The sequence below is a fragment of the Streptomyces sp. NPDC093568 genome, assembly GCF_044764945.1.
GTDB lineage: Bacteria > Actinomycetota > Actinomycetes > Streptomycetales > Streptomycetaceae > Streptomyces.
The window spans coordinates 427576-441515 of sequence record NZ_JBIWJD010000006.1 but is presented as its reverse complement, the minus strand read 5'-3'; the positions used below and the strand labels follow the sequence as shown (position 1 = coordinate 441515).

The following is a 13940-nucleotide window of genomic DNA, read 5'->3' as shown; positions in this document are numbered from 1 at the left end:
CAGACTGTTCTCAGGCGGCCCTTTCTATCACCCGCCACCGACAGCACACCGACCCCTCTCCTCCCCTGTTCCCAAGGGAGGACCACGCTGTGATGCCGCCGTTATGCGCCTTCACGCCCCCTTCACAGGGCGTGCGGAGGGACCCGGAGGGACGCGCCGGAGCGCTACGCGTCCTCGGCCAGTTCCAGCCAGCGCAGCTCCAGTTCGTCCCGCTGACCGGCCAAGTCGCGCAGCTCGGCGTCGAGTTCGGCGACCTTCGCGAAGTCGGTCGCGTGCTCGGCGATCTGCGTGTGCAGCTTGGTCTCCCGCTCGGAGAGCTTGTCGAGCTGTCGCTCGATCTTCTGCAGTTCCTTCTTGGCGGCGCGCGCGTCGGCCGCGCTCCGCTCCGGTACGGCCTTCTCGGCGGCCGGAGCGGCGGCCGCGGCGGCGACCTGGGCCTCCATGCGGTGGCGGCGCTCCAGGTACTCGTCGATGCCGCGCGGCAGCATCCGCAGGGTCGCGTCGCCGAGCAGCGCGAACACCCGGTCGGTGGTGCGCTCGACGAAGAACCGGTCGTGGGAGATGACGATCATCGAGCCGGGCCAGCCGTCGAGGACGTCCTCCAGCTGGGTGAGCGTCTCGATGTCGAGGTCGTTGGTGGGCTCGTCGAGGAAGAGGACGTTGGGCTCGTCCATCAGCAGACGCAGGAGCTGGAGGCGGCGGCGCTCACCGCCGGACAGGTCCCCGACCGGCGTCCACTGCTTCTCCTTGCCGAAGCCGAACGTCTCGCACAGCTGTCCGGCCGTCATCTCGCGCCCCTTGCCGAGGTCGACGCGCTCGCGCACCTGCTGAACGGCCTCCAGAACGCGCGTGTTCGGGTCGAGCTCGGCCACTTCCTGGGAGAGGTAGGCGAGTTTGACGGTCTTGCCGACCGCGATCCGCCCGCCGGCCGGCTGCGCCTCGCCCTCGGTCCGCGCGGCCTCGGCCATGGCGCGCAGCAGTGAGGTCTTGCCCGCGCCGTTGACCCCGACGAGGCCGATCCGGTCGCCCGGTCCGAGCTGCCAGGTCACATGCTTCAGCAGCACCTTGGGGCCGGCCTGGACGGTGACGTCCTCCAGGTCGAACACCGTCTTGCCGAGCCGGGACGAGGCGAACTTCATCAGCTCGCTGCTGTCCCGGGGCGGCGGCACGTCCGCGATCAGCTCGTTGGCGGCCTCGACCCGGAAGCGCGGCTTGGACGTGCGCGCGGGCGCTCCGCGGCGCAGCCAGGCCAGCTCCTTGCGGATGAGGTTCTGCCGCTTGACCTCCTCGGTCGCGGCGATGCGCTCGCGCTCGGCCCGCGCGAAGACGTAGTCGGAGTAGCCGCCCTCGTACTCGAAGACGTCGCCGCGCTGCACGTCCCACATGCGCGTGCAGACCTGGTCGAGGAACCAGCGGTCGTGGGTGACGCAGACGAGCGCGGAGCGCCGCTCCCGCAGGTGCTGGGCGAGCCAGGAGATGCCCTCGACGTCGAGGTGGTTGGTGGGCTCGTCGAGGACGAGCAGGTCCTGCTCCTCGATGAGCAGCTTGGCGAGCGCGATCCTGCGCCGCTCGCCGCCGGAGAGGGGACCGATGACGGTGTCGAGTCCCTGCGGGAAGCCGGGCAGGTCGAGGCCGCCGAAGAGGCCGGTCAGTACGTCCCTGATCCTGGCGTTGCCGGCCCACTCGTGGTCGGCGAGGTCGCGGATGACCTCGTGCCGGACGGTCGCCTCGGGGTCGAGGGAGTCGTGCTGGGTGAGTACGCCGAGGCGCAGTCCGCCGGAGTGGGTGACCCGGCCGGTGTCGGGCTCCTCCAGCCTGGCCAGCATCCGGATCATGGTCGTCTTGCCGTCGCCGTTGCGGCCCACGACGCCGATGCGGTCCCCCTCGGAGACGCCGAGTGACACGCCGTCGAGCAGGGCACGGGTGCCGTACACCTTGCTGACGTTCTCGACATTGACCAGGTTGACGGCCATTTCTCTCCTGCCCAGGGGGACGATCGATCCTCCAGGGTAGTCGCGCTCGCCGACAGCCCCGCACCCGCGCCGGGCCCGGCCCGGACGCGGGGCCGCACAGAGGTCCGGGAAGGGTGTGCGCCCCGGGGATCCCCCGTGGTCCCCGGGACGCACCGTCCTGGTCGGCGTCAGCGGCCGGCGGCCGCCGCGCGGACCTCGGCCAGCAGGTCGTACATGACCTGGCCGGGGCATTCGGTGGCGAAGTAGTCGCGGTGCCCGCCGACCGTGTTCGTGTCCTTCCTCGTGCCGTTGACGGGGTTGACGTACGTCACCCGCGCCTCGGGATCCAGGCCCTTGAACCGGGATATCACCTTGATCAGCCGGACCAGGGAGGCCTTGGCCGCGTCCGTCGGGCCCTGCTGGTCGAGGGTGCCGATCAGGGCTATGCCGAGGGCGCCGGAGTTGTAGCCGACGGAGTGGAAGCCGGTGACGAGGTCGCCGTCCGGGTTGAAGGCGGGGATGCCGTCGTCGCCGGAGTAGCGGCCCTCGTAGACGTTGCCCGCCTCGTCGATGAGGAAGTGGTAGCCGATGTCGCCCCAGTCGTTGGTGATCGCGTGGAACTCGTAGATCGCGCGGACCGTGGCGGCCGGGTCGGGATCGGCGTTCGGGGTGTCGGTGTGGTGGACCGTGATGATCTGCAGCGGATAGTACGTCTCCGGCGAGTTGACCTTGCCGTCCTTGTACCGCTTGGACTCGTCGGCGCCCCAGGCCGGGCGCGAGAGGTAGCGGACGCCGCGCACGCGCGTGGGCTCGCTCGGCACGTGGAACGTGCGGTCCGGGCCGCCGGTGGTGTCGATCGCCAGCGAACGCACGCCGTCGATGTCGGCCGCGGCCTTCACCTGGTACTCGGTGGCGTCGCCGGCCGCGACCAGGGCGGTGCCGCCGGAGTCGACGGTCGCGCAACCGCTCGTCAGGGTCTGCCAGTTGCCGTCCGCGAGCCGGATCGCGGCGCCCTCCTTCGCGCCGGACCAGCGCACACCGACGTAGGAGGCGGCGAAGGCGGTGGTGGCCTCGCCGGTGCCGGTGGCGGCCTCGGTGCGGGTGGCGGGGAACTTCTGCGGCGTCGTACCGGAATCACCGGCGGCGGGGGCGGAGCCGTCCGTCCCGTCGGAGTCGCCGGCCGCGAACACCATCGGCGTGAGTGCCGCCCCGGCGGCCACCGCCCCGCCCGCGGCGATCATGCCGCGGCGGGACAGGGAGCGCTTTCTACGATGCGACGACTGAGTGGGGGTGGGGGATTCGGACACAGGAGTGTCCCCTTCCAGAAGTGCACTTGACGGTGCGCCGGGCAGAGCTGTGGCGTGACGCCATGGCCCGGCGGTTGAAACGTCAAGCGACCCTAACCGCCCCACCCGTCCCTCGTGTACCGCGTTCGCAGTACATCCGTGTGGAGATCGGGCGAAGAACGCCTACTTGTGAGTACGCGGCTCACGCGGGCAGCACGGTGGCGCCCGGCGCGGGCCCGGACGCCGTGCGCACCGCGCGGCAGGTGCCGGACGTGCGCAGCGCCTCGGCCACCTTCGCCGCCGACTCGGGGTCGCGGGCGAGGAACGCCGTGGTCGGGCCGGAGCCGGAGACGAGCGCGGTCAGCGCGCCCGCGGCGAGGCCGGCCGCGAGGGTGTCGGCGAGCTCCGGGAACAGGGAGAGCGCGGCGGGCTGGAGGTCGTTGGAGACGGCGGCGGCGAGCGCGTCCGGGTCGCCCTTCGCGAGCGCGTCGAGCAGCGGCTGGGAGGCGACGGGCTCGGGGATGTCGGTGCCCTCGCCGAGCCGGTCGAACTCACGGAAGACGGCCGGCGTCGAGAGCCCGCGCCCGGCCATCGCGAACACCCAGTGGAAGGTGCCGCCCACGTCCAGCGGGCGCAGCTTCTCGCCCCGCCCGGTGCCCAGGGCCGCGCCGCCGACCAGGCTGAACGGCACGTCGCTGCCCAACTCGGCGCAGATCTCGAGGAGTTCCTCGCGGGAGGCGCCGGTGCCCCACAGCGCGTCACAGGCGAGCAGCGCGCCCGCGCCGTCCGCGCTGCCGCCCGCCATGCCGCCGGCGACCGGGATGTCCTTGGTGATGTGCAGGTGCACGTCGGGGGTGCGGCCGTAGCGGGTGGCGAGCGCCTCGGCCGCGCGGACGGCGAGGTTCGTACGGTCGAGGGGGACCTGGTCGGCGTCGGCGCCCTCACAGGTGACGCGCGGTCCGTCGGGCGAGGGGGTCACGGTGACCTCGTCGTAGAGGCCGACGGCGAGGAAGACGTTGGCCAGGTCGTGGAAGCCGTCCGGGCGGGCGGCGCCGACCGCGAGCTGGACGTTGACCTTGGCCGGGACCCGTACGGTGACGCTCGCGCTCACTTACTCGGACTCCTTGTGCTGGGCGGCTTCCTTGTGCTCCGCGATGGCCGCGAACTCCTCGACGGTCAGGGCCTCTCCACGCGCCTGCGGGGAGACACCGGCCGCGACGAGGGCCGCCTCGGCCGCCGCCGCCGAACCGGCCCAGCCGGCGAGGGCGGCGCGCAGCGTCTTGCGGCGCTGGGCGAAGGCGGCGTCGACGACGGCGAAGACCTCACGCTTGGCGGCGGTGGTCTTGATCGGCTCGGTGCGGCGGGTCAGGGAGACCAGGCCGCTGTCGACGTTCGGCGCGGGCCAGAAGACGTTGCGCCCGATGGCGCCGGCCCGCTTGACCTCGGCGTACCAGTTGGCCTTCACGGAGGGCACGCCGTACACCTTGGAGCCGGGGGCGGCGGCCAGCCGGTCGGCGACCTCCGACTGCACCATGACGAGGGTGCGTTCGATGCTCGGGAAGGTGGCGAGCATGTGGAGGAGGACCGGGACGGCCACGTTGTAGGGGAGGTTGGCGACCAGCGCGGTGGGCGGCGGGCCCGGCAGCTCGGCGACGTGCATGGCGTCGGAGTGCACCAGCGCGAACCGGTCGGCGCGCTCCGGCATGCGCGCCGCGATGGTGGAGGGGAGCGCGCCGGCGAGCACGTCGTCGATCTCGACGGCGGTGACGCGGTCGGCCACCTCCAGCAGGGCGAGCGTGAGGGAGCCGAGCCCCGGACCGACCTCGACCACCACGTCGTCGGGGCGGACCTCCGCGGTGCGGACGATACGGCGGACCGTGTTCGCGTCGATCACGAAGTTCTGGCCGCGCTGTTTGGTGGGGCGCACACCGAGGGCTGCCGCGAGTTCTCGGACGTCGGCGGGGCCCAGGAGGGCGTCGGGGGTGGGGCTGCTCACCCGACAAGGGTACGGGGCGCCGCCGGACGCGATCGCCCGGCCGCGGCCCGCGCACCGGGCCTCACCTGTGCAACCGCCCCCCGCAGTGCGGCCAGGGGCTCGCCCCCTGCCGCACGTACAGCTTCTTCGCCCGCATCGTCTGCTCCTCGGCCGGCGCGTCCTGCGGCCGCCCCTTGCCCCCGAGGCGTTGCCAGGTGTGGGTGTCGAACTGGTACAGCCCGCCGTAGGTCCCCGAGGAGTCCACCGCGTCCGCCCGTCCTCCGGACTCGCACGCCGCGAGCCCCTCCCAGTTCAGCTGGCCGGCGCCGCTGACGGACGTCGGCAGGGGCTTCGTGCCCACCTTGACGATCTGCGTCTGCGGCTCGCGCACCACCTCGGACCTGAGCCGGCGCGGCTTCTGCCGGACGCCGTTGACCGTGCGCAGCGAGTACGTGAGCCGCCGCAGCCCCGCCTGTCCGGCCCGCTCGACGACCTCCGTGCCCTTGAAGACCGAGGGATCGTCGACGCGCTCCACGGCGAACGGGATCGCCTCGTCGCGGATCTCCTTGCGGCCGGTGATCCGCAGGACGGTGACCGTCTGCCCGTCGCGCGGGAAGCTCTCCAGCGGGACGGAGGTGCTGTCCTGCCCGCGCAGGGTGATCCCGGCCTGCTCCACGACCTCGCCGACGGTCGCGGCGTTCGTCCGGATCGTGCGTGCCCGCCCGTCCGCCATGACGGTCACCGTCCGCTCAGTGCGCACGTCGAGCGTGAGCCCCTGCCGTCCGATGCGCCGGGAGCGCGAGACCGACAGATACGCGCCCTCCGCTCGCACCCCCAGCTGGGTCAGCGCCTCTTCCACGGTGTGCGCGGTCGTCCACACCTCGCGCCGCTGGCCGTCGAGGGTGAGCCGCACCGGGCGTCCGTAACGGACCGCGACCTCGTCGCCGTGGGCGAGGTCCGCGTCGCGCGGGGGCGCGACCATGTCGTGCGCGCCCACCTCCACGCCCTCGTCGGTGAGCAGTTCGGTGACGTCGTCCGCGAAGGTGTGCAGGCTGCGCTCCTTGCCGTCCACGTTCAGCTCGACGGCCTTGTCCTTGGCGACGAACGCGCTCGTGCCGCCCGCGAGGAACGCCACGACCAGCGCCTGCGGGACGAGCCGGCGCATGGTCCCGTCACCCCGCTCGGCCGCGCGCGCCCTGCGCCGGTGCGCGGCGCGCCGCCCGCTGCGGGGGCGCACGACGGGCGGATGCGCCTCCTCGCTCATCTCGTACGCGGGTCGGTACGTGTCCTCGTACGCCCCGTGCGTGTCGTGCGCCCCGTGCGACTCGTGGCTGTCGTAGCCGGTTTCGTAACTGTCCGTACGCGGCGCGTAGGGGTGGGGCACCCCGTACGTCAGCGTCTGGGCGCTGTACGGGTCGAAGCCGCCGTACGCCCAGGGCCCGTGGGCCGGGGTCGGGCCGTACGTCTCGAACTGCGCGTTGCTCACGACGACACGCTCCAGCGGCGGGGTCCGTTTCGGGCCACCAGAACCTAGCGGAGGGTCGGTTGCTCGCCAAAGCGACGCGACTACGCACAGTGGCGAGGCGCGCGGCGTAAACCCGTGCGAGCGTTACCCGGCGTTATCGGTCAGTAACCGAAGGCGTGTGCCGTGTTCGAGCCGAGGGCTGCCGCCAGCACGTCCTCCTCGATCCCCCGTACGGCCGCCATGGCGCGCACCGTGATCGGAATGAGATACGGCGCGTTGGGCCGTCCGCGGTACGGCGCCGGCGTGAGGAAGGGCGCGTCGGTCTCCACGAGGAGCAGTTCCAGCGGGGCCACCGCGACCGCGTCCCGCAGATTCTGGGCGTTCTTGAAGGTGACGTTGCCGGCGAAGGACATGAAGTAGCCGGCGCGGGCGCACACCTGCGCCATCTCGGCGTCCCCGGAGTAGCAGTGGAAGACGGTCCGCTCGGGGGCGCCCTCCTCCTTCAGCACCCGCAGCACGTCCGCGTGGGCGTCGCGGTCGTGGATGACCAGGGCCTTGCCGTGCCGCTTGGCGATCTCGATGTGGGCGCGGAAGGACGCCTCCTGCGCCTCCTTGCCCTCGGGCCCGGTGCGGAAGTAATCGAGGCCGGTCTCGCCGACGCCCTTGACCTGGGGGAGCGCGGCCAGGCGGTCGATCTCGGCGAGCGCCTCGTCGAGCGCCCGCGCTCCCCCGGGCTCGCGCGCCCCCTGCCGGGACCAGCCGTCGGGGTCGCCGTGCACGATGCGCGGCGCCTCGTTGGGGTGCAGGGCGACGGTCGCGTGCACGGCGTCGAACGCCGCCGCCGTCTCGGCCGCCCACCGCGAGCCGCGTACGTCACAGCCCACCTGCACCACCGTGGTCACCCCCACGGAGGCCGCCTTCGCGAGGCCCTCCTCGACGGTGCCGGACTGCATGTCGAGGTGGGTGTGCGAGTCGGCGACCGGTACCCGCAGGGGTTCCGGCAGGGGCGGGGCGGCGTGCTTGTCGACGGCGTTCGAAGGCATGCCCCGATCCTACGAAAGGGGCATGCCCGGCAGGCCGGCCGCTCGGCTCAGCTCGCCTTGCGGTGGAAGACGTGCAGCAGATCGGAGAGATGCCAGTGGTGCTCCTTCGACCCCGGTTCCACCGCTCCCGCGGCCGGCTCGGACCCCACCTGCCGGGGGACCGGGCGCGGGCGGTGGAGGGAGTTCTGCACGGAGGACACTTGGCCGGCGGCCATGATCCGCACGATGTGGCCGTCGCAGTTCTGACACGCGGGCCGGCTCAGCGGCGACGGCACGACCTGGCCGTTCGCGACGTACATCACGAACTCCCGGCCGTCGCCGTCTACGTGGTGCTCTATCTCGTACGACTGCTCCCAGCCGTGCCCGCAGCGCATGCAGGCGAACGAATACGACTCGTGGACGACGGCGGTCGCGGCGCTGCGAAGGCCCGTGGTCTGCTGTGCGATCTCACTCATGCCAGCTCCTGTGGTCCGCTGGGTGGGACGGTTCGCGTCCCATCACCCAGTGGACTCCTCCGCGGGAGCCGAGGCACGGGATCTGTCCAGTGTTGGCGCCGACTTGGACGTTCCTTGCCGAAAGGGCCGGAGCGCTTTACCCCGGCATGGGGCGCACGCTCATGCGATATACGCCCTGCTCACACGGCGTTTCACGCCCCCGCGTTCTTGGCCGCCACGACGGCGTCGAAGACCTCGCGCTTGGGCAGCCCCGCCTCCAGCGCGACGGCCGCGATGGCCTCCTTGCGCCGCTCCCCCGCCTCCTCGCGGAAGCGAACCCGGCGCACGAGCTCCGCCGCGTCGAGATCGCCGGCCCCCTTCTCGGGCGCCCCCTCGACGACGACGGTGATCTCCCCGCGCACGCCCTCCGCCGCCCAGGCCGCGAGCTCCCCCAGCCCGCCCCGCCTGACCTCCTCGTACGTCTTGGTCAGCTCCCGGCACACGGCGGCCCGCCGCTCGGCGCCGAACACCTCGGCCATCGCGGCGAGCGTGTCGTCGAGCCGGTGCGGGGCCTCGAAGTAGACGAGCGTGCGCCGCTCCTCGGCCACCTCCCGCAGCCGCCCCAGCCGCTCCCCCGCCTTGCGCGGCAGGAACCCCTCGAAGCAGAACCGGTCCACCGGCAGCCCCGACAGCGCGAGCGCGGTGAGCACGGCCGACGGTCCCGGTACGGCGGTGACCCGGATGTCCTTCTCGACCGCCGCCGCGACCAGCCGGTACCCGGGGTCGGACACGGACGGCATCCCGGCATCGGTCACCAGCAGCACCCGCGAGCCCGCCAGCAGCGCCTCGACCAGCTCGGGCGTGCGGGCCGACTCGTTGCCCTCGAAATACGACACGACCCGCCCGCCCGGCTGCACGCCCAGCGCCTGGGTGAGGCGCTTGAGCCGCCGGGTGTCCTCGGCGGCGACCACGTCCGCGCCGGCGAGTTCCTCGGCGAGCCGGGGCGGGGCGTCCTTGACGTCGCCGATGGGAGTGCCTGCCAAAACAAGGGTTCCTGTCACGTTTCCATCCTCGCAGGGCGCATCCGCGCGACTGTCACAGACGTGTTCCCTACGATGGCGCGGTGACCAGTACCGCGTCCTCCATGGACACCCGGCAGGACCAGGCGCCGCACGAGCAGCGGCCGTCGTGGCAGCAGCGGCTGCGCCGATTCGGCTACGCGGCGGCGCCCAGAGGCGACGTACGCGACCAGCTGGTGCCGCCGTACGTCCGGCCCAGCCCGCGGATGTGGCAGTTCCTCGGCGTCTCGCGCCCGCTCGCCGAGAAGGTCGCGCGCTGGTCGGGCTGGGGCGGTCCGCTGCTGGTGACGCTGCTGGCCGGCCTGCTGCGGTTCTGGAACCTGGGCAACCCGAAGAAGGTGATATTCGACGAGACGTACTACGCCAAGGACGCGTGGGCGCTCGTCCACCGGGGCTTCGAGGTCAACTGGGACAAGAACGTCAACGACCTGATCCTGTCGACCAACGGCGACGTGCCGATCCCCAAGGACGCGGCGTACGTCGTACATCCGCCGGTCGGCAAGTACGTCATCGGGCTCGGCGAGCTGATGTTCGGGTTCAACCCCTTCGGCTGGCGCTTCATGACGGCGTTGCTGGGCACCCTGGCCGTCCTGATGCTGTGCCGCATCGGCCGCCGTATCTTCCGCTCGACCTTCCTCGGCTGCCTCGCGGGCGGGCTGATGGCGGTGGACGGGCTGGCCTTCGTGATGGCGCGCACCTCGCTGCTCGACGGGGTGCTGATGTTCTTCGTGCTGGCCGCGTTCGGCTGCCTGGTCCTCGACCGGGACCGGGCCCGCGCGAAACTCGCCGCGGCCCTGCCGGTCGACGCGGACGGCCGGGTCCGCCCCGACGCGCACCTCGCGGAAACCCTGCGCCTGGGCCGGCGCCCCTACCGCTGGCTGGCCGGTCTGATGCTGGGCCTGGCCATCGGCACCAAGTGGAACGGCCTGTACTTCCTGGTCGCGTTCGGCCTGATGACGGTCCTCTGGGACGTCGGCGCCCGCAAGGTCGCCGGCGCCCATCACCCGTACACGGCGGTGGTCAAGCACGACCTGGGCCTGGCGTTCCTCGCGACGGTGCCGGTGGCGATCGTCACCTACATCGTGTCGTGGACGGGCTGGATCCTCTCCCCGACCGACGGCAGCGGCGGCTACTACCGCGACTGGGCGAGCGCCAACGGCCGCTCCAGCAGCTGGTCATGGCTGTTCCCCGACTGGTGGCTCAGCCTGTGGCACTACGAACACCAGGTGTACGAGTTCCACGTCGGCCTTTCCTCCCCCCACACCTACCAGTCCAACCCGTGGAGCTGGCTGGTCGTCGGCCGCCCGGTCTCCTACTTCTACGAGTCCCCCGCCCCCGGCAAGGACGGCTGCCCGGTCGACGCGGGCGAGAAGTGCGCCCGCGAGGTGCTGGCCCTCGGCACCCCGCTGCTGTGGTGGGTGGCGGCCTTCGCGGTCCTCTACATCCTGTGGCGCTGGGTCTTCCGCCGGGACTGGCGCGCGGGCGCCATCGCCTGCGGTGTGGCGGCGGGCTACCTCCCCTGGTTCCTCTACCAGGAACGCACCATCTTCTTCTTCTACGCCGTCGTCTTCCTCCCCTTCCTCTGCCTGGCCGTGGCGATGCTCCTCGGCGCGATCATCGGCCCACCGGGCTCCAGCGACACCCGGCGGGTGGCGGGGGCCACGGGGGCGGGGGTGCTGGTGCTGCTGATCGCGTGGAACTTCATCTACTTCTGGCCGATCTACACCGGGCAGGCGATCCCGATCGACGACTGGCGGTCGCGGATGTGGCTGGACACCTGGGTCTAGCCCGGGGGCCGGTCGGGCGGTGTCAGTCCTGGACCATCGTGTTCGGGCTGGTGCCGCCGTCCAGTTGGTCCGTGCCCGGCCCGCCGTACAGCTCGTCCGGGCCCGGTCCGCCGTAGAGCCTGTCCGCGCCGGGGCCGCCGTGCAGCTTGTCGTCGCGCTTCTTGCCGAGTTTCTCGACCCTCGCCGGTTCGAAGCCGTTGCCCACCCGGCTCTCGCCCCACAGCACGTCGTCGCCGTCGTCGCCGTACAGGACGTCGTTGCCCTGGTTGCCGTAGAGGTGGTCGTCGCCGGGGCCGCCCTGGATCGAGTCGTCGCCCTGCTCGCCGGACAGGGACTGGGTGCCTGCCCCGCCCAGGAGCACGTCGTCGCCGGGGCCGCCCTGGACGCCTACGTCGCCACCGGCGTGGAGGGTGTCGTCACCGGGGCCACCGACCACCCTCATGTAGCCGCTCGCGGTGATGGTGTCGTCGCCCGGGCACCCGAAGACGTGCAGCGCCTCGCGTCCCGTGCCGGTCCAGGTGTCGTTGCCGGAGCCCAGGTTGATCTCCGTGTAGCCCAGGTCGTACCTGTCGTCGGCGACGACATGGCCGTCGGCGCTGTCCTCGCCGTCGCCGAGCTGCAGGAGCAGCGTGCGGACGGGGTCCGTGGCCATCTCACCGATCGGGGCCGTGCAGGAGACCTTGGTGCGGTCGGCGTCGCTGACGTAGGCGCAGCCTTTTCCCGGGGCGATGGGGACGACGTCGTCGATCACGTACCGGACGCCGAGGCGGCCGGCCGACGACTCCGTGACGGTCACCCTGTTGTTCTGCCCCGGCGCCGCCTTGTACTCGATCCCTTGTTTCAGCCCGGCCGTGGCGGCCGGCGCCGGGTTGCCGCGCTTCGGGCTCAGAGCCACCGGCAGGGCGAGGGCCGTGCCGAGTGCCAGGACCAGTACGGTCGCGGCGCGATGCGCGAGAAAACGGGTGAATCGATACGGCACGGGAGGACCTCCGGGCCCGGTTGCGGTGACCGACGCCCCGTCTGACCGGCGGGCCCGGCGCTTGGTTGCCCCGGCCCCACCCGTGTCGGAACATGTCGATCATTCAGCCAAGAATCGGTCACTCATTCGGACAACAAAAGAAAACAACTCCCCCAGGTTTCCGTCATGTCACTTACAGTGCGGAGGACTTAACGGGGAGGGGACCATGTCCAAGGGGGTCAAGGCTGCCGTCATAGGCAGTGTTTTCGCCGTGATGGTGGGCGGGGCCGGGTACGGGGCCTACAACATCATGTCGGCGCTGAACGGCGGCGGGGCGACGGGCGCCGCCGGACCCGCGCCGGCCCGGACCGGGCCGCCGAGCGCGGAGGAGGTCGAGGAGACCTCGGCCAAGTTCTTCACGGCCTGGGAGAAGGGCGAGGCCGCGCAGGCCTCGACGTACACGAACAACGACGCCGCCGCCGAGGCGGTGCTGTCCTCCTACGGCGAGGACGCCCACATCACCGGCGTGAAGATCACGCCCGGGAAGGCCGGCGGCGCCACCGTGCCGTTCGGCGTCAAGGCGAAGGTGTCCTACGGCGGGAAGTCCAAGTCGCTCTCCTACCGCAGCGAACTGACCGTCGTCCGCGGCCGCACCACCGGGCGGGCCCTCGTCGACTGGCAGCCCACCGTGATCCACCCGCAACTGCGCAGGGGCGACACCCTCGTCACCGGCGAGGCCGCGAGCCCGCCCATCGAGGCCGTCGACCGCGCCGGCGCCGAGCTGACCAAGGAGAAGTACCCCTCGCTCGGCCCGATCCTGGACGTGCTGCGCGAGAAGTACGGCGACAAGGCGGGCGGCGAGCCCGGCGTCGAGCTGTCGGTCCGGCACGCCGACGAGTCGCCGGACACCTCGCTGCTGACCCTCGCCAAGGGCCGGCCCGGCAGGCTGGAGACGACGCTCAGCGCGAGCGTGCAGGCGGCGGCCGAGAAGGCCGTGAAGAAGTTCGCCCAGTCCTCGGTCGTCGCCGTCAAGCCCAGCACCGGCGAGGTGCTGGCGGTGGCGAACCACCGCGACGACGCCTGGAACGCGGCCTTCGAGGGCAAGGTCGCCCCGGGCTCCACGATGAAGATCATCACCGCGGCGATGCTCATCGACAACGGCGTCACTTCGATGAACGGCCCGGCCCCCTGCACGCCGACGGCCACCTGGCGGAGCCAGACCTTCAAGAACCTCACGGGTCTGGAGCCGGACGAGAGCGCCAACGCCACGCTCGCCAGCGGGTTCATGCGCTCCTGCAACACCGCCTTCATCAAGCTCATCGACGAGGAGCCGCTCACGGACGCCTCGCTGACGGCGGAGGCCGAGGAGCGGTTCGGGCTCGGCCGCGACTGGAAGACCGGCATCACGTCGTTCGACGGCAGCGTCCCCGCCTCCGCCGGCCCGGACCGCGCGGCCAACGCCATCGGCCAGGGCCAGGTCCAGATGAACCCGCTGAACATGGCGTCGGTGACGGCCACCGCGATCACGGGTCGGTTCCGGCAGCCGTATCTGGTCGCGCGCGACCTCGACGACCGGCCGTTCGCCACCGCCGACGGGCTGCGGGCGAGCACCGCCGCCCAGCTGAAGCAGATGATGCGGCTGACCGCGACCTCGTCCCGGGGCACCGCCGTACAGGTCATGTCCGGGCTCGGCGGCGACATCGGCGCCAAGACGGGTTCCGCCGAGGTCGACGGAAAGGCCACCTCCGACAGCTGGTTCACCGGCTTCCGCGACGATGTGGCGGCCGCGGCCATGTCCCAGCAGGGCGGCCACGGCGGCGACGCGGCGGGGCCGATTGTCGCAGCCGTGCTACGAGCGTCCGGCTGAACTTATCCCCCGCGCCACGGGACTCTAGGGTGGGCGTCGTCGTTGGTATGCGTGAGGTCGGCGGGGCGGCGGGGGCCCCTGAATACGCGAGGGA

At 72.1% G+C, this 13940-nt stretch carries 11 protein-coding genes; 2 read left to right on the top strand and 9 right to left on the bottom strand.

What is annotated here, in order from left to right:
- Nucleotides 1-164: 164 nt before the first annotated feature.
- The 8 genes from ACIRD7_RS25830 to rsmI form a co-directional block, all read right to left on the bottom strand.
- A complete protein-coding gene (locus tag ACIRD7_RS25830) occupies nt 165-1973 on the bottom strand; it encodes an ABC-F family ATP-binding cassette domain-containing protein (protein WP_403457267.1) in 1809 nt (602 codons plus the stop codon).
- Nucleotides 1974-2140: 167 nt separating this feature from the next.
- The gene (locus ACIRD7_RS25825; RefSeq protein ID WP_403457264.1) at nt 2141-3259 is read right to left on the bottom strand and encodes a peptidoglycan recognition family protein; all 1119 of its coding nucleotides are present in this window, start codon (nt 3257-3259) and stop codon (nt 2141-2143) included.
- A 181-nt stretch (nt 3260-3440) separates the two neighbouring features.
- The gene (locus tag ACIRD7_RS25820; RefSeq protein ID WP_403457262.1) at nt 3441-4349 is read right to left on the bottom strand and encodes a 4-(cytidine 5'-diphospho)-2-C-methyl-D-erythritol kinase; all 909 of its coding nucleotides are present in this window, start codon (nt 4347-4349) and stop codon (nt 3441-3443) included.
- Nucleotides 4350-5234 (bottom strand): 16S rRNA (adenine(1518)-N(6)/adenine(1519)-N(6))-dimethyltransferase RsmA, encoded by an 885-nt coding sequence (gene rsmA, locus ACIRD7_RS25815; RefSeq protein WP_403457259.1) that lies wholly within the window; start codon nt 5232-5234, stop codon nt 4350-4352.
- 61 nt (nt 5235-5295) lie between these two features.
- Nucleotides 5296-6699: a ubiquitin-like domain-containing protein gene (locus ACIRD7_RS25810; RefSeq protein ID WP_403457258.1), complete on the bottom strand. Its 1404-nt coding sequence runs from the start codon at nt 6697-6699 to the stop codon at nt 5296-5298.
- Between the two features lie 140 nt (nt 6700-6839).
- Nucleotides 6840-7721: a TatD family hydrolase gene (locus ACIRD7_RS25805; RefSeq protein ID WP_403457256.1), complete on the bottom strand. Its 882-nt coding sequence runs from the start codon at nt 7719-7721 to the stop codon at nt 6840-6842.
- A 47-nt stretch (nt 7722-7768) separates the two neighbouring features.
- Nucleotides 7769-8176 (bottom strand): hypothetical protein, encoded by a 408-nt coding sequence (locus ACIRD7_RS25800; RefSeq protein WP_403457253.1) that lies wholly within the window; start codon nt 8174-8176, stop codon nt 7769-7771.
- Nucleotides 8177-8367: 191 nt separating this feature from the next.
- A complete protein-coding gene (gene rsmI / locus ACIRD7_RS25795; RefSeq protein WP_403457250.1) occupies nt 8368-9216 on the bottom strand; it encodes a 16S rRNA (cytidine(1402)-2'-O)-methyltransferase in 849 nt (282 codons plus the stop codon).
- A 62-nt stretch (nt 9217-9278) separates the two neighbouring features.
- Here rsmI and ACIRD7_RS25790 point away from each other — a divergent pair, with 62 nt between their 5' ends.
- Nucleotides 9279-11021: a dolichyl-phosphate-mannose--protein mannosyltransferase gene (locus tag ACIRD7_RS25790; protein WP_403457247.1), complete on the top strand. Its 1743-nt coding sequence runs from the start codon at nt 9279-9281 to the stop codon at nt 11019-11021.
- A 22-nt stretch (nt 11022-11043) separates the two neighbouring features.
- On the opposite strand, the gene ACIRD7_RS25785 is transcribed toward ACIRD7_RS25790, so the two are convergent.
- A complete protein-coding gene (locus tag ACIRD7_RS25785; RefSeq protein ID WP_403457244.1) occupies nt 11044-12000 on the bottom strand; it encodes a calcium-binding protein in 957 nt (318 codons plus the stop codon).
- Between the two features lie 205 nt (nt 12001-12205).
- On the opposite strand from ACIRD7_RS25785, the gene ACIRD7_RS25780 reads away from it, so the two are divergent.
- Entirely contained in the window at nt 12206-13846 is a 1641-nt protein-coding gene (locus tag ACIRD7_RS25780; RefSeq protein ID WP_403457243.1) for a penicillin-binding transpeptidase domain-containing protein, read from the top strand.
- Nucleotides 13847-13940 lie beyond the last annotated feature (94 nt).

Excerpts from the sequence above, each read along its gene's own strand:
- ACIRD7_RS25830 (WP_403457267.1), bottom strand. The coding sequence starts at position 1,973 with ATGGCCGTCAACCTGGTCAATGTCGAGAACGTCAGCAAGGTGTACGGC.
- ACIRD7_RS25780 (WP_403457243.1), top strand. The coding sequence starts at position 12,206 with ATGTCCAAGGGGGTCAAGGCTGCCGTCATAGGCAGTGTTTTCGCCGTG.
- ACIRD7_RS25800 (WP_403457253.1), bottom strand. The coding sequence starts at position 8,176 with ATGAGTGAGATCGCACAGCAGACCACGGGCCTTCGCAGCGCCGCGACC.
- ACIRD7_RS25805 (WP_403457256.1), bottom strand. The coding sequence starts at position 7,721 with ATGCCTTCGAACGCCGTCGACAAGCACGCCGCCCCGCCCCTGCCGGAA.